Here is a 17,461-nt window from a genome sequence, read left to right on the forward strand (position 1 = left end):
GGAGCTTGCAGCTCCCCTAAGGGGCCCGTATGAGCTATGTGATCGACCGACGCCTCAATGGCAAGAACAAGAGCACGGTGAACCGCCAGCGTTTCCTGCGGCGTTACCGTGACCACATCAAGAAGGCGGTGGAAGAAGCCGTCAGCCGTCGTTCCATCACCGATATGGAACATGGCGAACAGATCAGCATTCCTGGCCGCGATATCGACGAGCCAGTGCTGCACCACGGGCGCGGCGGCAAACAGACCGTGGTGCATCCCGGCAACAAGGAATTCACCGCAGGCGAGCGCATCGCCCGGCCGCAAGGCGGTGGCGCCGGTAAAGGGGCCGGCAAGGCCAGCAACAGCGGCGAAGGCATGGACGAGTTCGTGTTCCAGATCACTCAGGAAGAGTTTCTGGAGTTCATGTTCGAAGACCTCGAACTGCCCAACCTGGTCAAGCGCAACCTCACCGGCACCGACACCTTCAAGACCGTACGTGCAGGGATCAGCAACGAGGGCAACCCTTCACGCATCAACATCATCCGCACCCTGCGCTCGGCTCATGCGCGGCGCATTGCGCTGTCCGGCAGCAGCCGCGCCAAGCTCAAGCAGGCCCAGGCCGAACTTGAGCGAATCAAGCTGGAAGAGCCGGACAACTTCGGCGATATCCAGGAACTTGAAACAGAAATAGAACGGCTCAAGGGCCGTATTCGTCGCGTTCCTTACCTGGATACCTTTGACCTCAAATACAACCTGCTGGTCAAGCAACCCAACCCCAGCTCCAAGGCCGTGATGTTCTGCCTGATGGACGTATCCGGCTCCATGACCCAGGCCACCAAGGACGTCGCCAAGCGCTTCTTCATCCTGCTGTACCTGTTTCTCAAGCGTAACTACGACAAGATCGAAGTCGTGTTCATCCGTCACCACACCAGTGCCCGGGAAGTCGACGAAGAAGAGTTTTTCTATTCACGCGAAACCGGCGGCACCATCGTTTCCAGCGCTCTGAAACTGATGCAGGAGATCATGGCCGAGCGCTACCCGGCCAGCGAGTGGAACATCTACGCCGCACAGGCTTCCGATGGCGACAACTGGAACGACGACTCGCCCATTTGCCGGGAAATTCTCACCAAGCAGATCATGCCGTTCGTGCAGTACTACACCTACGTGGAGATCACCCCGCGCGAGCACCAGGCGCTGTGGTTCGAATACGAACGCATCGGCGAAGAGTTCGCCGACACCTTCGCCCAACAGCAACTGGTTTCCGCCGGTGATATCTACCCGGTATTCCGTGAACTCTTCCAGCGCAGGTTAGTGACATGACCGCTAGAGATCAGAAACGCCAGCCCCTCTCCACGGGGTCAGAGTGGACATTCGAACTGATCCAGGCCTACGACCGTGAAATCAGCCGTATTGCCGACCGTTACGCCCTGGACACCTACCCCAACCAGATCGAGGTTATTACTGCCGAACAGATGATGGACGCCTACGCTTCGGTCGGCATGCCGCTGGGCTACCATCACTGGTCCTACGGCAAGCAGTTCCTGAGCACCGAGAAATCCTATTCCCGCGGGCAAATGGGCCTGGCCTACGAGATCGTCATCAACTCCGACCCGTGCATCGCCTACCTGATGGAAGAGAACACCATCTGCATGCAGGCACTGGTGGTGGCCCACGCCTGCTACGGGCATAACAGTTTCTTCAAGGGCAACTACCTGTTTCGCACCTGGACCGATGCCAGCTCGATCATCGATTATCTGGTGTTCGCCAAGCAGTACATCACCCAGTGCGAAGAACGCCACGGTATCGATGCCGTCGAAGACCTGATCGACTCGTGCCACGCACTGATGAACTACGGCGTGGACCGCTACAAGCGGCCGTATCCGATCTCCGCCGAGGAAGAGCGCCGCCGGCAAAAAGACCGTGAAGAACACCTGCAACGGCAGATCAACGACCTGTGGCGCACCATCCCGAAAAACGCAGGGAAAAACAGCCAGTCAGACAACGCCCGCTTCCCGGCCGAGCCGCAGGAAAACATCCTCTACTTCATCGAGAAACACGCCCCGTTGCTGGAGCCTTGGCAGCGTGAGGTGGTGCGCATCGTGCGCAAGATCGCGCAGTACTTCTATCCACAGCGCCAGACCCAGGTGATGAACGAAGGCTGGGCGACCTTCTGGCACTACACACTGATCAACGACCTCTACGACGAGGGCCTGGTCACCGACGGCTTCATGTTCGAGTTCCTCCAATCGCACACCAGCGTGATCTATCAGCCGGGTTTTGACAGCCCCTATTACAGCGGTATCAATCCCTACACCCTGGGCTTCTCGATGTTTCAGGATATCCGCCGGATTTGCGAGAACCCCACCGAAGAAGACCGCCGCTGGTTCCCGGACATTGCCGGTGGCGACTGGCTGAGCACCATCAAGTTCGCCATGAGCAGCTTCAAGGACGAGAGCTTCATCCTCCAGTACCTGTCACCCAAGGTCATGCGCGACCTGAAGCTGTTCAGCATCATGGACGACGACCAGAAAGATGAACTGCTGGTGCCGGCCATTCATGACGAGGACGGTTACCGCACCATCCGCGAAACCCTGGCCGCGCAGTACAACCTCGGCAACCGCGAACCCAATGTGCAGATCTATAGCATCGACCGACGCGGCGACCGCTCGCTGACCCTGCGCCATCAGCAATACAACCGCAAGCCGCTGGGCGAGTCCACTGACGAGGTACTCAAGCACCTGCATCGCCTGTGGGGCTTTGACGTGCATCTGGAAACCCTGCAGGGCGACCAGGTGGTCAAGACCCATCACGTGCCGCCCCGTGGCGAGGGTGCCGAAAGCGAATACCCGCGCCTGGATCTGGCGGTGGTCCACCACCTCTGAAAGGGCGGCTGCAACAACCTAAGCGAGGCAACCAGCAGGTCGTTTGGGGAGGTTTCAGAAAGATCGTCATGCACTTTTAACCTCCGTCAGCCCCACACAGGGTTTATCCTGTCGGGCTTACGGAGGTTCTTATGCAGATCTATAAAGTCGGCGGCGCCGTGCGCGACCGCTTGCTGGGGCAACCCGTCACCGATATCGACTGGGTCGTGGTCGGCGCGACCAGCGACGAAATGCTGATCAAGGGCTATCGCCCGGTGGGCACGGACTTTCCGGTATTCCTCCATCCCCTGACCGGTGAAGAGCATGCTCTGGCGCGTACCGAGCGCAAGAGCGGGGTCGGCTACGGCGGCTTCGTCTTTCATGCCAGCCCCGAGGTTACGCTGGAACAGGACCTGATCCGTCGCGACCTGACCATCAACGCCATGGCCGAAGACAAGGACGGCAACCTGACCGACCCCTACGGCGGCCAGCACGACCTTGAAGCCCGCATACTCCGCCATGTGTCCCCGGCCTTTGCCGAAGATCCCTTGCGCGTGCTGCGCGTCGCCCGCTTTGCGGCACGTTACGCCGGCCATGGGTTCAGTATCGCGCCCGAAACCATGGGCCTGATGCGTCAGCTCAGCGAATCGGGCGAACTTCAGGCACTGACGCCGGAGCGCAGCTGGAAAGAAATCTCCCGCGCCCTGATGGAGGATCACCCCGAGGTGTTCATTCGTGTGCTGCACGACTGCGGCGCGCTCAAAGAACTGATGCCAGAGGTCGAAGCCTTGTTTGGCGTACCGCAGCCCGAGGCACATCACCCCGAGATCGACACCGGTGAGCATGTACTGAGCGTTTTGCAACAGACCGCACGGCACCAGCAACCACTGAGCGTACGCTGGGCCTGCCTGCTGCATGACCTGGGCAAAGGCGTCACCCCGGAAAGCGAATGGCCCCGCCACATCGCTCACGAACATGGTGGCCTGCCGCTGATCAAGGCGCTCAACGAACGCCTGCGCGCGCCGCGAGAATGCCAGGAACTGGCGCTGCTGGTCGGCCAGTACCACACCCATGGCCATCGGGCACTGGAACTCAAACCCTCGACCCTGCTGGAACTGCTGCACAGCTTCGACGTGTACCGACGCCCGCAGCGCTTTGAAGAGTTTATCCGTGCTTGCGAAATGGACGCCCGTGGCCGGCTGGGTTTTGAACAGCGTGACTATCCACAGGCCAGCTACCTGCACGGCGCGGCAGAAACTGCGCGCGCCGTGTCGGTGCAACCGCTACTGGAAAAAGGCCTCAAAGGCCAGGAACTGGGCAATGCGCTGAAAGAAGCGCGGCTGGATCGGCTGAAGATCTACAAGGCCGAGTATCAGCAAGGACTTCAGGGCTGAAACAGAGCGCCGCCCGGCTGCTCTTGCGGTAAACATCTGCCCCCGTAGGAGCGGCTTCAGCCGCGAAGGCTTCGCCGCTAAAGCGGCTCCTGCGATGCGCCGTGTTTACCGTGCGACAGAGCGGTCTCAAGCAGCTCCGGTGGCGTCAAAGCCTGCCCCCGCCATTCAAACGCAACCGGCCACAATTGCTGGTCGATCTGCGAGCCGGCCCAAAGACCGGCAAACGACTGCCCTGCTCCCGGATGCACACGCTCCGGGGCGATCAAAGACAACGGCCACAAGACAAAGGCATTTTTGAGAATTTCAGCGCGCGGCAGGATCAGCCCGTCGAAATTGCCGACCAGATCACCGTACAGCAACACGTCGATATCCAGCGGCAAACCGACGCGATCAGGCGCGTAACGGCCATTATCTGCCTCGATGAATTTCAACCGGCGGTCCAGTTCAATCAGAGGCAGATCAGTCAGCGCCGAAACCACCAGATTGAAGAACGGCCCGCTCTTGATCCCCACCGCATGGCTTTCGAACACGGGCGAGCAACTCAGGTCGGTAAGAAACCCGGCCAGGGCATCAAGCCCGGCTGCCAGGTGCCGTTCGCGCTCGATATTGCTGCCCAGGCCCAGGAAAATCCGCGTCAGCGACATCCGCGCTCGATCTCCACGCCCACACCCTTGGCGGCGGCAACGGCGCCGGGCTTGGTCAGTTTGATGTGCAACCACGGAATGTTGAACTCACTCATCAACACCTCGGCCAGCCGTTCGGCAAACGTCTCGACCAACTGGAACTGGCTCTGCGCAGCAAAAGCCTGGATGCGCTCGGACACACTGGCGTAATCCAGTGCCTTGCTCAGGTCGTCGTTCTCGGCTGCCGGGCGGTTATCCCAGGCGAAACTCAAGTCCAGACGCAGGCACTGACGAATGCTGCGCTCCCAATCGTAGGCGCCGATGACGGTGTCAACTTCCAGCCCTTCGATGAACACTCTGTCCAAGCACTACTCTCCACTGCACGACAAGGGCGCGATGCGCCGTTAGAATCAGGGCATCCTCGCCCGGAATGGTTAGCATGTTTTGGTTACTGGCGATATTCGCCTACCTGCTCGGCTCACTGTCCTTCGCCATCCTGCTCAGCCGCCTCACTGGCAGCCCGGACCCACGTGCCAGCGGCTCAGGCAACGCCGGAGCAACCAACATGCTGCGCCTGGCCGGCAAGAAACTCGCCATCCTGACGCTGGCAGGCGATCTTTGCAAAGGCCTGTTGCCTGTGCTGATCGCCGACTACTGCGGCCTGAGCCACAACGAGCAGGCCTGGATCGGTGTCTGCGCGGTGCTGGGGCATCTGTTTCCGCTGTACTTCCGCTTTCAGGGTGGCAAGGGTGTCGCCACCGCCGCCGGCATGCTGCTCGGGCTGTATCCGCCGGCGGCCTTGCTGGCTGCGCTCATCTGGCTACTGACCTTTCATCTGACCCGCACCAGCTCGCTGGCGGCATTGATCGCCACGCCCCTGACCCTGCCACTGCTGGCCTGGCAGGAACACAGAGTGCTGCTGCCAGTCAGCGTCCTGACCCTGCTGATTGTCTGGCGTCATCGCGGCAATCTACGCGACCTGCTCGAAGGACGCGAACGACATTTTTGAATGCCCGTATGAAAATTGATCAGCACCAAAACCGCTGCACGTCGCCCGCTCACAGGCTCGGCAACTGCTCCATCGGCCAGCGGGCCTGAACACTGATCCCAAGCCCTTCCTTCTGCCCGGCCAGCAACCGCTGGCAGCCGGCATAGGCGATCATCGCGCCGTTGTCCGTACAGAACTGTGGCCGTGCGTAGAAAACCTGGCCGTTCATCTCACCCAGCATGCTCTCCAGCGACGTACGCAGCGCCTTGTTGGCGCTCACACCACCGGCGATCACCAGGCTCTTGAGCCCGGCCTGTTTGAGTGCCCGCTTGCACTTGATGGTCAAAGTGTCCACCACCGCCTGCTGGAAGGCCAGCGAGATGTCGCAACGGGTTTGTTCGCTGTCGTCGCCAGACGCCTGGCACTGCTGCCAGGTGTTGAGCGCCGAGGTTTTCAGGCCGCTGAAGCTGAACGTCAGGCCCGGACGATCGGTCATCGGCCGCGGAAAAGTAAAACGCCCTGGCACGCCCTTGCTCGCCAAATGGGCAATTTCCGGGCCGCCAGGGTAGCGCAGGCCCATCATCTTGGCGGTCTTGTCGAAGGCTTCACCGGCCGCGTCATCCAGCGACTCGCCCATCAGTTCGTATTCACCGATGCCATCGACCCGGACCAGTTGGGTGTGACCACCGGAAACCAGCAAAGCAACGAACGGAAACTCGGGTGGCTGGGCTTCAAGCATCGGTGCCAGCAGATGGCCTTCCATGTGATGCACGCCCAGCGCCGGAATGTCCCAGGCAAACGCCAGCGCTTGCGCACACGACGCACCGACCAGCAACGCGCCGACCAGCCCGGGGCCGGCCGTGTAGGCAATGGCGTCGATATCGGTGGCCACGCAGTCGGCTTCGGCCAGCACCTGACGAATCAGCGGCAGCATGCGCTTGACGTGATCGCGCGAGGCCAGCTCGGGCACCACACCGCCATACACCCGGTGCAGGTCGATCTGGCTGAATAGCGCGTCGGCCAGCAGGCCGCGCTCGCTGTCGTATAATGCGACGCCGGTTTCATCGCAGGAAGTTTCTAATCCCAGTACTAGCATGGGGTGCGCCTTTTCAGGGGGGCAAACTTGACGAGACCGCGCAAAAGCCTGAGCGCTCAGCCTCAAGAAGGCGCGCATCATAGTCGCCGACCCGCATGCCGACCAGTGCTTTTCGATCAGAGGCTTTGCATTCCTGCTGACGAAGGGGTAACATCCGCAACCCTTAAAAACCGACGTATTCAGTGCAACGTTTGCACGAAGCGTTGCCCCCCGGTAATGAATGAAGGTAGCTCTGGATGCCAGCCGTCAAAGTAAAAGAGAACGAACCCTTCGACGTAGCTCTGCGTCGTTTCAAGCGCTCCTGCGAAAAAGCCGGTGTTCTGGCTGAAGTTCGCAGCCGTGAATTCTACGAGAAGCCAACTGCAGAGCGTAAGCGCAAAGCAGCGGCAGCCGTAAAGCGTCACGCCAAGAAAGTTCAGCGCGAACAGCGCCGCGCCGTTCGTCTGTACTAATACAGACTGACGCCGCAAGCTTCTGCCTTGCCCGGCCATAAGCCGGGCTGTCGGCAGTTGTTGTTTACTGACAAAACCCACCAGGCATTGCCTGAGCAAGCGGGTTTGGTCAGCGCACTTCCAGCCTGACTCCAGGCCGTGCGATGCGTTTTTCTGTAAAGCGCTTCAACGCACAAAGACGTTATGCCCTCGCGACTTTTCTCGCTTAAAGCCAACGGGGCTACGTTTCAACCGGTCATACCAGGACCGGCTCAAGCGCATCTTTCAAAAAGCACCTCACCAAAGCTCCCTGTCGTATCAGGGCCGAGTGCATTGACGTCATTCATACCGCACAATGACGAGCGCTGTAACACCGCATTTCGCCTGATGAGAACGCCATGGCCGGGTTGATTCCCCAGAGTTTCATTGACGACCTCCTGAACCGCACCGATATCGTCGACGTGGTGAGTTCGCGCGTGCAACTCAAGAAGGCCGGCAAAAACCATGTGGCCTGCTGCCCGTTCCACAAGGAAAAGAGCCCGTCATTCAGCGTCAGCCCCGACAAGCAGTTCTACTACTGCTTCGGTTGTGGCGCGGGCGGTAACGCGCTGGGCTTCATCATGGACCACGACAACCTGGACTTTCCCCAGGCTGTCGAAGAACTGGCCAAGGCCGCCGGCATGGAAGTGCCGCGCGAGCAGAGCGTGCGCGGCCAGAAACCGCGCCAGCCAACCGATTCGCCGCTGTACCCGTTGCTGGAAGCCGCCGCCGAGTTCTACCGCCAGGCACTCAAAAACCACCCGGCGCGCAAAGCTGCCGTCGATTACCTCAAAGGCCGCGGCCTGTCGGGTGAAATCGCCCGCGACTTCGGCATGGGCTTTGCCCCACCCGGCTGGGACAACCTCTACAAACACCTGAGCAGTGACAGCCTGCAACAGAAGGTGATGATCGACGCAGGACTGCTGATCGAAAACACCGAGACCGGCAAGCGTTACGACCGCTTCCGCGACCGGGTGATGTTTCCGATCCGCGACAGCCGAGGTCGGGTGATCGCCTTTGGTGGCCGGGTGCTCGGCGACGACAAGCCCAAGTACCTGAACTCACCGGAAACCCCGGTGTTTCACAAAGGCCAGGAACTGTACGGCCTGTATGAGGCGCGCAAATTCAATCGCAACCTCGACGAAATCATCGTCGTCGAGGGCTACATGGACGTCATCGCCCTGGCCCAGCAAGGCCTGCGCAATGCCGTCGCCACGCTGGGCACCGCCACCAGCGAAGAACACCTCAAGCGGCTGTTTCGCGTGGTGCCCAGCGTATTGTTTTGCTTCGACGGCGACCAGGCCGGTCGCAATGCCGCCTGGCGCGCACTGGAAGCGACGCTGTCGAGCCTGCAGGACGGGCGCAAGGCACGCTTTCTGTTTCTGCCCGAAGGCGAAGACCCGGACACCCTGGTGCGCGCCGAAGGCACGGACGCCTTCAAGGCGCGGATCAACCAGCATGCACAACCGCTGGCTGATTACTTTTTCGAACAACTGACCCATGAGGCCGATCCGCGCTCACTGGAGGGCAAGGCACACCTGGTAACGCTGGCCGCGCCGCTGATCGAAAAAGTCCCCGGCGCCAACCTGCGCACCCTGATGCGCCAGCGCCTTAGCGAGATTACCGGGCTCAGCGGCGAGGCCATGAGCCAGATGGCGCACAATGCCCCGGCGCAGAGCATGCCGGCCCATGACAGCCATGCTGACTACAACGGCATGCCTGACTACGCCGACTTTGCTCCGACGGGCAGCTATGAAGCCTACGATCAGGAGCCGCAGTGGACGCCGCCCAGAGGTGGCGGCGGTGCCGGTCGTCAGAATCAGAAAAAATGGGACGGCAAGCCCTGGAACAAGAAAGGCCAGGGTCAGGACTTTGAACAACGCAAGCCGCGCACGCCGGTTACGGTCGAGCAACCGATGCAGACCGCCCTGCGCACCTTGCTGCACCACCCGGAACTGGCCGAAAAGGTCGACAATGCGAGCCGGTTTGCCGATGAAGACAATTTCCAGGCGCAGCTGCTGGTCGCTTTGATCGAAGCCCGGCAAAAGAATCCGGGGTTGCGGTCGTTACAGTTGATAGCCCGCTGGCACGGCACCGAACAGGGCCGTTTGCTGCGCGCACTGGCCGAAAAGGAATGGTTGATCGAGGCCGACAACCTTGAACAACAGTTTTTCGACACTATAACTAGGTTAACCGCCCGCCAACGCGAGCGACTCCTGGACCGTTTGATCACCAAGGAAAAGCAGACCGGGCTGACTGCAGATGAAAAAATCCAGCTCTTGAGTCTGCTTTGTCGCAAAGAGCAGACACAAAACCCGACCTCAACTGGCGCGTGAGGTCCTAGCTCGGGTATAATCCTCGGCTTGTTTTTTGCCCGCCAAGACCTTCAGTGGATAGGGTGTTATGTCCGGAAAAGCGCAACAGCAGTCTCGTATTAAAGAGTTGATCACCCTGGGTCGTGAGCAGAAGTATCTGACTTACGCAGAGGTCAACGACCACTTGCCTGAGGATATTTCAGATCCTGAGCAGGTGGAAGACATCATCCGCATGATCAACGACATGGGGATCCCGGTCCACGAGAGTGCTCCGGATGCAGACGCCCTCATGCTGGCCGATGCCGACACCGACGAAGCAGCCGCTGAAGAAGCCGCCGCAGCGTTGGCGGCGGTAGAAAGCGACATCGGCCGCACCACCGACCCGGTGCGCATGTACATGCGCGAAATGGGTACGGTCGAGCTTCTGACCCGCGAAGGCGAGATCGAAATCGCCAAACGCATCGAGGAAGGTATCCGGGAAGTCATGGGCGCTATCTCCCATTTCCCTGGCACCGTCGAATACATCCTCTCCGAATACACTCGCGTCACCAGCGAAGGCGGTCGGCTGTCCGACGTCCTGAGCGGCTATATCGACCCGGATGACGGCATTGCGCCGCCAGCCGAAGTGCCGCCGCCAATGGACGAAAAGACCGCCAAGGCTGCCGAAGGTGACGACGACGAAGACGAAGAGTCCGAAAGCGGCGACGACGAGGAAGAGGCCGAGAGCGGTCCGGACCCGGTCGTTGCCCAGCAGCGTTTCGGTGCTGTTGCCGACCAGTTGGCAATCGCCCTCAAGGCCCTGAAAAAAGGCCGTGACGACAAGCAGGCCATCGCTGAAATGCTGGCCCTGGCTGATCTGTTCATGCCGATCAAGCTGGTGCCGAAGCAATTCGAAGTGCTGGTCGAACGCGTCCGTGGTGCTCTGGAGCGCCTGCGTGCCCAAGAGCGCGCCATCATGCAACTGTGTGTGCGTGATGCCCGCATGCCACGTGCCGACTTCCTGCGCCAGTTCCCTGGCAACGAAGTTGACCTGGCCTGGAGCGACTCGCTGGCCAACAGCAAGAGCAAGCATGGCGAAGCCATTGTGCGCTTCCAGCCTGACATCAAGCGTTGCCAGCAGAAGCTGCGCGACCTTGAAGAAGAAACCGGCCTGACCGTTGCTGAAATCAAGGACATCAACCGTCGCATGTCGATCGGTGAGGCCAAGGCCCGCCGCGCCAAGAAAGAAATGGTCGAGGCGAACCTGCGTCTGGTGATCTCCATCGCCAAGAAGTACACCAACCGTGGCCTGCAATTCCTCGACCTGATCCAGGAAGGCAACATTGGTCTGATGAAGGCGGTGGACAAGTTCGAATACCGTCGCGGCTACAAGTTCTCGACCTACGCCACCTGGTGGATCCGTCAGGCCATCACCCGGTCGATTGCCGACCAGGCGCGCACCATCCGTATTCCGGTGCACATGATCGAGACGATCAACAAGCTCAACCGTATTTCCCGGCAGATGCTGCAGGAAATGGGTCGTGAACCGACCCCGGAAGAGCTGGGCGAGCGCATGGAAATGCCTGAGGACAAGATCCGCAAGGTACTGAAGATCGCCAAAGAGCCGATCTCCATGGAAACCCCGATCGGTGACGACGAAGATTCGCATCTGGGCGACTTCATCGAGGACTCCACCATGCAGTCGCCAATTGACGTGGCGACCGTAGAGAGCCTCAAGGAAGCCACCCGCGAAGTGCTGTCGGGCCTCACCGCCCGCGAAGCCAAAGTCCTGCGTATGCGTTTCGGTATCGACATGAACACCGACCACACGCTGGAAGAAGTCGGCAAGCAATTCGACGTGACCCGTGAGCGTATCCGTCAGATCGAAGCCAAGGCGCTGCGCAAGCTGCGCCACCCGACCCGTAGCGAGCACCTGCGCTCGTTCCTGGACGAGTAAGCGCTTCAGCGTTCACCAGAACCCCCGGCTTGCCGGGGGTTTTGCGTTTCTGAGCCCTACCCATAACCCTGTAGGACCGGCCGGGCGGCGATCCGTTTTATCCGCGAAGCTTCGCAGCAAAGCAGCTCTTACATACCTCCCCAATCCCACCAATCATCATTTACCCGGCAAGCCCGGCAAATATGTCCTACACCTATGTACGCCACGGGCAAAAAACCTGTGCGCACCGGCCCCCTGTTGTAGCCGGCCTCACTCGCCCGCTTCAACAAGGATGTGCATTCATGCATGGACTTATACTCGACCTCGACGCTTGCCCGTCAATCGACAGTTCCCCGGCACCCTTACCTGCCGCACTGGCCCACGAGCCGGACAACCGCCTCCAGCTCGCCGCCACGGCCTTTGAACACAGTACCGCTGCGGTAATGATCACCGACACCCACCAGCGCATACTGGCGGTCAACGCGGCGTTCAGCATCATCACCGGCTACAGCGAACAACAAGCCCTCAACCAGACACCCCGCCTGCTTGCCTCCGGCCAGCACGACAGCGCGTTCTTCGCCGCCATGTGGCACAAGCTCAACGCCGAAGGCCAATGGCAAGGCGAAATCTGCAACCGCCGCCAGAACGGCGACACCTACCCCAGTTGGCTGAGCATCAACACCCAACGCGACGCCGACGGCACTATCAGCCACTTCATCGCTGTGTTTGCCGACATCTCCGACCTCAAACGCTCCGCCGCCCGCCTCGACCACCAGGCCCACCACGACCCGCTGACCGGCCTGCCCAACCGCACCCTGTTCGAAAACCGCCTGAGCAGCGCCCTGCAACACAGCCAGGACTCCGCCAGCCTCGGCGCGGTGCTGTTCATCGACCTGGACCGCTTCAAACCCGTCAACGACACCCTCGGCCACGCCGTCGGTGACCTGCTGCTAAAAAGTCTGGCCCAGCGCCTCAAAGACAACCTGCGCGACATCGATACCGTGGCCCGCTTGGGCGGCGACGAATTCGTGGTCCTGTTGCCCGGCCTGCTGCAAGCCAGCGACGCCCAGAGCATCGCCAGCAAACTGCTGACCAGCCTGCAGACGCCCCTGCCCGCTGGCGAACACCAACTGGTGATCGGTGCCAGCATCGGCATCAGCCTGTTCCCCGATGACGGCCTGGACAGCGCCACCCTGCTCAAAAACGCCGATGCCGCCATGTACCGCGCCAAAGCCAAAGGCCGTAACTGCGTGGAACGCTACAGCCACGACCTCAGCGTACGCCGCCGCGAGCGCATCGCCCTGGAACAGCAACTGCAACAGGCCATCGACAACCACCAGCTAAGCCTGAGCTTCCAGCCGCGCATCAGCCTGCCCGACCAGCGCCTGAGCGGCGCCGCCGTGCAACTGCGCTGGAACCACCCACAACTCGGCCTGCTGACGCCCGAACACTTCATGCCACTGGCCGAAGCCAGCGGCAGCAGCCGCCAGATCGGCGAATGGCTGATGGAAACCGCGTGCCGACAACTGCAGCACTGGCAAAAACAACAACACGGCTTCGGCCCGCTGGCCATCAGCCTGACCAGCGCCCAACTGCGCCAGCCGCAACTGCCCGAGCGGATTCTGCAACTGCTCAGCGCCTTTCGCCTGAAACCTGCCAGCCTGCAACTGGAAATCACCGAACAAAGCATCATGAACCAGCCCGAACACACCCTCAGCGTGCTGCACAGCCTCAAACGCCTGGGCATCCGCCTGGCGATCGACGACTTCGGCACCGGCCATTCCTCGCTGGGCTACCTCAAACGCCTGCCGCTGGACGCCCTGAAAATCGACCGCAGCTTCATCCGCAGCCTGCCCGAAGACCGCCACGACACCGCCATCGTCCGCGCCATCATCGCCCTGGGCCACAGCCTGCAACTGACCGTCATCGCCGAAGGCATCGAAACCCCGGAACAACGGCGGGTGCTGGAAGCGGAAGGCTGCCAGCAGCTCCAGGGGCCACTCATCGGCGCCCCGCTGGCGGCGGAGGATTTTCAGGAAAAATGTGTTGTAACGAGGTTTTTGGAAAATGCCGATGGTGCCGCCCGCCAAGCACCGTTATAATCCGCGACCTGCAAAAGGGCCTATAGCTCAGTTGGTTAGAGCAGAGGACTCATAATCCTTTGGTCCACGGTTCGAGTCCGTGTGGGCCCACCAGAAAATCGAAAGCCGCGCATTGCGCGGCTTTTGTGTGTCTGGGGATAAAGCGTCACATACAGCTCTGTTATGCACCCGGAGCAACATAAATCAGAGAACGCCATACAGTTACATCAGTGCCATGACTCTCAGGCTGAGTCGTTGGCTGGACACGCCCAGTTTTTTCAACTAATCCATCCTGACGAGCTTTACGCATAATCCCCCCCAAAGCACGTGCTTCAACAGGTTTCTGAAGACCGGTCGCCCAGATGTCATCTGGAGTAAACTCTTGCTGCCTCTCAGCTACCTGCCGCACAGCCTGATATGCCAATTCCTTCCAAGTGCTGTCTGCCACATTGCCCCCAATGCTTTCGATGAAAATATATTATCGCCGAGCCAAGTTTTCTCGCCTAATCAGCAAGATATTGACTCAAACCAGCTAGCTGGCCGACACCGTCTCGCAGCATGAAGATTTTTTCAGGTTCACTCATGAACCATGCGAAGGAGCCCCAAGCCAAGCCGGTGACAGTCTTTTTGAAGCCAGCAGACTCCCGATCTGCATACGCAGTGACAAAGGCCACTTGTGAACGCTTAAAGCCACCTTTATCAGTCAGCTCGAAAAGGGCATCTTGCCGACGCGCGGTGATCGCACCGTCAGTGGCTACCACTTCAACAAAGACAATTAGGGGATCGCTCGGCCCCAAGTCCACCAGAATAAGATCCGGTAAATTCTTTTGCGCTTCGATGTCTAACCCGATGGTGGACGCCATACGCAGATCTTGCATGGCAACTTTATTACTAGACTCGCTGAGCCACAGTACCGCTGGCCGCTCTAAGAAACACGTAGAGAATACTTCTACGACTGCTCGCGAAATAATCGAGCTAGGTCCATGGGAGAGAGTGCGCGTCTCACCGTTTGGGAAATGAACCATCACTCCTTCTTTGTCGACAGCACCTAGGCGCATCAATGAAACCCTAGCCAGCGCCCCTTTACTCAGATGTTCCTCTTGCCAGCTCAAAACAGCAGATTCCAAGACGTTTCCTTGCAGGGCAGGATCAAACAATGCTGCGAGATCAGACTTGAGCGCGTAACGCGGTTTGCCGGAGGTGGTAGGGACATCTCTGTCTTCCATGACTGCACCCACAGCTACCAAACCTTCGCGCAGAGTCTCATCGCGGATAGGCTCACGCGTGTTGTCGGCATACCATCGCTTACCAAGAACCTCGAAGGACTTCTTGCGTAAATTTGACCTGTAGCTGAGACGCCCCTCATCACTTTCATCCTGAGCTTGCAGGTCGGTCATACGGTATACATGCACAGGTCCCAACCGGGTGCTATTTTTTTCGACAGCGCCGATGTACAACATTGCGAATATCGTGCTGGCAGCCAGCTCACGCGTGCAGTAGACCCGGTTTGGGGTTCCTTCAGGGAAAATCATCAGCAGCCTTTCAGCGACCAGTTCCCTTGATACATAAGGTGGCAGCACTAAAAAATCCCTTCAAATAAACGGCTACATGCCGCCTCGATAGCTTCACGACCGGCACCCGCAACGACTAACTGAGATACTTCTTCAAGATCTTCAGGTGCAGGCAACGGCAGTGATTCCAACTCATAGGCCGATACCGCCACCGACCCGCTGATGCAGCGAAATACGCGATCTGCGGCAGCACTGCTTATGAATGCGCCCAATACTTCAGCACTGACTTGAGGCGCTTCGGTAACAGGACGAATCATATTGATATGGTTTTCGATCACTACTCCACCATGCGTCGCTAGAAAGTCAGCAGGAAGAGCGGTAGCAATTAGTCGACGACTTTGCTCTTTCGCGGTGGTTCGTTGGAGTAGAACGCAAGGCTTACTGGTTACAAGCCACTCGTCTCCGGGTTTCAGCTCAAAATACGGGGCATGATTTTTCTTATCCGCGCGAAACACGAAACGTCCATCAGTTGTGATTGCTTCAGCCCAGATCAGCGGAAGGCGCTTGCTGCTCGGACGATGCGCAAGCTGACTTTTGAAGCGGTTCCAAACCAGTGGGCCGGTGCTAACCCCATAGCCCCAGTCGACTAGACGGTGGGGCATATGCGTCAAACGCGCCACCAGAGCGCTTTGCTCGGTTGAACGCGGTAATAACCAAGGCAACGATGGATCGGCCGGAAGGGCAATCTCGCCTATTTGCTCCGCTCTCAAACCACATGGAGAGGGGGCTATCTCGGCAACCGTAATTAATGAACTAGTCCCGCCTCGTCGATAGGTCGCAAGGGCGGTTTCCTGCAGCACGTCGTCAAAAACTCCCTTGCGGGCAGTGACAAAGTCAATGGTAAGCGGAGGCGCTGAGCGTCCCAACAAGGCACGTAAATTCTTGAAGTACACGCCTGCCAGGAATGAGGTTGGGGTGACGTACGCAATGACACCGCCAAGTTTTGTGTGCCGGAGTGCCAGATCTGTAAACAGCCCGTAGAGGTTTGCATGCCCATAAAGCGAGCGCTTGTAGCGTTCGCGGGTTTCAGCATCTAGCTTGACTCGCCCATATGGCGGATTGCCAATTACCAAGTCAAAACGATCTTTCGGCGGACTATGACGCAGCGAGTCACAGACCGTTACCATCACGGGCAGCGTGCGCCCGGCTAACCTACTTACGGGCAAAACCACTGCGTCCAGAGTAACTTGGCTGAGCCAAGCACCGAATGGGTCGATCTCGTAACCACGTAAACGATTGCCGATACTCTGTATCAAAAGTTTAGGGCTACAATTTTTTTGCTCGTCAATGATTCGCTGGGCAATGGGAGCCAAGAACGCGCCGCCGCCGCAAGCTGGATCTAGCACACGACATTTCGCCCAGTCGACATTCGCCACTGTTACTTGATCAATCAGCCTGGCGGTCAACGCAGGAGGGGTGTAGAAAATACCGTACTCACCGCGATGATCGGCCGGCAGCATGCTGGTGTAAGTAAGGCCGATTTGGTAAGCGGCAGTTTCAGCATCAAAGGCCGCAGCTGAACGGCCGATAGTGTCTGCGAAGGCAATCGCAGCATCGGGGAGCGTTTCGGTGGGGAACGCCTGAAGCGGCCCACGCAGTTCCTGAGGGACAATGTCATTGGTGGTGAGGGCAGACCACCACGCCTCGACCAGGCGAACACCAAACGCACGTGCCAACGTCAATTGGCGCTCAACTGGAAAAGTGCTGGCCAAAGCCCGGGCCATGGCTCTAGCGGAGGCTAAGGCTCCATCCCCTGTATCTTGGGTTACCTTCTGCGCCTCTGTTGCCTGTGCCATGCAAGCCATATGTCCCCCTTTTTTGCGGGCCGTGATTCTACAGGAATCTGATCATCCACTGATCGGCGCCGCGTCATATTGCGTAATTAAGTGATAATTGACAATCGCCCGCGCATCTCTCGAAGGAGTTCTGAAGTGATCAAATTACCGCCACGGCGAGTCTGCTTGATCGTGTGGAAGCAGGGAGGTCAGCAACCTTTCGGGAACAAGCCCCAAACACTGTACAAATATACATGTATAAAAAATCAAGTCGAGCCCCCTCTGACAAAGCTCTTTAACGGTACGCTGCTCGGCTTGTATGAACTCCAAATTGCCTCAACCCGCAAAAATTTCGCTAGCCACTGTCCGCAATAGTCGAGAGTTGCGCTCG

Annotated in this window: 12 protein-coding genes, 1 tRNA gene and 1 pseudogene; 9 read left to right on the forward strand and 5 right to left on the reverse strand. The window is 59.1% G+C overall.

Annotated features, from left to right (window positions below):
* Positions 1-29: 29 nt before the first annotated feature.
* From NRB16_RS21090 to NRB16_RS21100, 3 genes are all read left to right on the forward strand, one after another.
* On the forward strand, positions 30-1,301 hold the full coding sequence (locus NRB16_RS21090; protein ID WP_045484290.1) for a YeaH/YhbH family protein: 1,272 nt from the start codon (positions 30-32) through the stop codon (positions 1,299-1,301).
* Positions 1,298-2,863, forward strand: coding sequence for a SpoVR family protein (locus NRB16_RS21095; protein WP_045484293.1), 1,566 nt, complete (start codon positions 1,298-1,300; stop codon positions 2,861-2,863). The genes NRB16_RS21090 and NRB16_RS21095 overlap by 4 nt, the downstream gene beginning before the upstream one ends.
* A 131-nt stretch (positions 2,864-2,994) precedes the next feature.
* On the forward strand, positions 2,995-4,236 hold the full coding sequence (locus NRB16_RS21100; RefSeq protein WP_257106849.1) for a multifunctional CCA addition/repair protein: 1,242 nt from the start codon (positions 2,995-2,997) through the stop codon (positions 4,234-4,236).
* Positions 4,237-4,313: 77 nt separating this feature from the next.
* On the opposite strand, the gene folK is transcribed toward NRB16_RS21100, so the two are convergent.
* Entirely contained in the window at positions 4,314-4,880 is a 567-nt protein-coding gene (folK, locus tag NRB16_RS21105) for a 2-amino-4-hydroxy-6-hydroxymethyldihydropteridine diphosphokinase (RefSeq protein WP_257106850.1), read from the reverse strand.
* Positions 4,871-5,224: a dihydroneopterin aldolase gene (folB, locus tag NRB16_RS21110; RefSeq protein WP_045484303.1), complete on the reverse strand. Its 354-nt coding sequence runs from the start codon at positions 5,222-5,224 to the stop codon at positions 4,871-4,873. The genes folK and folB overlap by 10 nt, the downstream gene beginning before the upstream one ends.
* A gap of 74 nt (positions 5,225-5,298) precedes the next feature.
* Here folB and plsY point away from each other — a divergent pair, with 74 nt between their 5' ends.
* On the forward strand, positions 5,299-5,868 hold the full coding sequence (gene plsY / locus NRB16_RS21115) for a glycerol-3-phosphate 1-O-acyltransferase PlsY (protein ID WP_257106851.1): 570 nt from the start codon (positions 5,299-5,301) through the stop codon (positions 5,866-5,868).
* 49 nt (positions 5,869-5,917) lie between these two features.
* Here the strand turns inward: plsY and tsaD are convergent, their stop codons facing one another.
* Positions 5,918-6,943 (reverse strand): tRNA (adenosine(37)-N6)-threonylcarbamoyltransferase complex transferase subunit TsaD, encoded by a 1,026-nt coding sequence (gene tsaD, locus NRB16_RS21120; RefSeq protein WP_253142398.1) that lies wholly within the window; start codon positions 6,941-6,943, stop codon positions 5,918-5,920.
* Between the two features lie 236 nt (positions 6,944-7,179).
* On the opposite strand from tsaD, the gene rpsU reads away from it, so the two are divergent.
* The 5 genes and pseudogenes from rpsU to NRB16_RS21145 all read left to right on the forward strand — a co-directional run bounded on the left by rpsU (position 7,180) and on the right by NRB16_RS21145 (position 13,838).
* A complete protein-coding gene (rpsU, locus tag NRB16_RS21125; protein WP_003255575.1) occupies positions 7,180-7,395 on the forward strand; it encodes a 30S ribosomal protein S21 in 216 nt (71 codons plus the stop codon).
* A 377-nt stretch (positions 7,396-7,772) separates the two neighbouring features.
* Positions 7,773-9,749 carry a DNA primase gene (dnaG, locus tag NRB16_RS21130; protein WP_257106852.1) on the forward strand — a complete coding sequence of 659 codons (1,977 nt, stop codon included), beginning with the start codon at positions 7,773-7,775 and terminating at the stop codon, positions 9,747-9,749.
* Between the two features lie 67 nt (positions 9,750-9,816).
* Complete coding sequence (rpoD, locus tag NRB16_RS21135) at positions 9,817-11,664, forward strand: RNA polymerase sigma factor RpoD (protein ID WP_045484316.1); 1,848 nt, start codon at positions 9,817-9,819, stop codon at positions 11,662-11,664.
* Positions 11,665-11,948: 284 nt separating this feature from the next.
* Positions 11,949-13,745, forward strand: a pseudogene (locus NRB16_RS21140) (putative bifunctional diguanylate cyclase/phosphodiesterase); the annotation flags it as partial.
* A 16-nt stretch (positions 13,746-13,761) separates the two neighbouring features.
* Positions 13,762-13,838, forward strand: a tRNA-Ile gene (locus NRB16_RS21145).
* 389 nt (positions 13,839-14,227) lie between these two features.
* Here NRB16_RS21145 and NRB16_RS21150 read toward each other — a convergent pair.
* Together NRB16_RS21150 and NRB16_RS21155 are read right to left on the reverse strand one after the other, a co-directional pair.
* On the reverse strand, positions 14,228-15,304 hold the full coding sequence (locus NRB16_RS21150; protein ID WP_257106853.1) for a BsuBI/PstI family type II restriction endonuclease: 1,077 nt from the start codon (positions 15,302-15,304) through the stop codon (positions 14,228-14,230).
* Complete coding sequence (locus NRB16_RS21155) at positions 15,304-17,091, reverse strand: class I SAM-dependent DNA methyltransferase (protein WP_373568492.1); 1,788 nt, start codon at positions 17,089-17,091, stop codon at positions 15,304-15,306. Before NRB16_RS21155 ends, NRB16_RS21150 begins: the two co-directional genes overlap by 1 nt.
* Positions 17,092-17,461: the final 370 nt, after the last annotated feature.

Origin of the sequence: Pseudomonas sp. LJDD11, from assembly GCF_024584215.1 — a bacterium.
Lineage (GTDB): Bacteria > Pseudomonadota > Gammaproteobacteria > Pseudomonadales > Pseudomonadaceae > Aquipseudomonas.

Coding starts and splice junctions, on each gene's coding strand:
- NRB16_RS21090 (WP_045484290.1), top strand. CDS start 30: ATGAGCTATGTGATCGACCGACGCCTCAATGGCAAGAACAAGAGCACG.
- NRB16_RS21095 (WP_045484293.1), top strand. CDS start 1,298: ATGACCGCTAGAGATCAGAAACGCCAGCCCCTCTCCACGGGGTCAGAG.
- NRB16_RS21100 (WP_257106849.1), top strand. CDS start 2,995: ATGCAGATCTATAAAGTCGGCGGCGCCGTGCGCGACCGCTTGCTGGGG.
- folK (WP_257106850.1), bottom strand. CDS start 4,880: ATGTCGCTGACGCGGATTTTCCTGGGCCTGGGCAGCAATATCGAGCGC.
- plsY (WP_257106851.1), top strand. CDS start 5,299: ATGTTTTGGTTACTGGCGATATTCGCCTACCTGCTCGGCTCACTGTCC.
- tsaD (WP_253142398.1), bottom strand. CDS start 6,943: ATGCTAGTACTGGGATTAGAAACTTCCTGCGATGAAACCGGCGTCGCA.
- rpsU (WP_003255575.1), top strand. CDS start 7,180: ATGCCAGCCGTCAAAGTAAAAGAGAACGAACCCTTCGACGTAGCTCTG.
- dnaG (WP_257106852.1), top strand. CDS start 7,773: ATGGCCGGGTTGATTCCCCAGAGTTTCATTGACGACCTCCTGAACCGC.
- rpoD (WP_045484316.1), top strand. CDS start 9,817: ATGTCCGGAAAAGCGCAACAGCAGTCTCGTATTAAAGAGTTGATCACC.
- NRB16_RS21155 (WP_373568492.1), bottom strand. CDS start 17,091: ATGGCACAGGCAACAGAGGCGCAGAAGGTAACCCAAGATACAGGGGAT.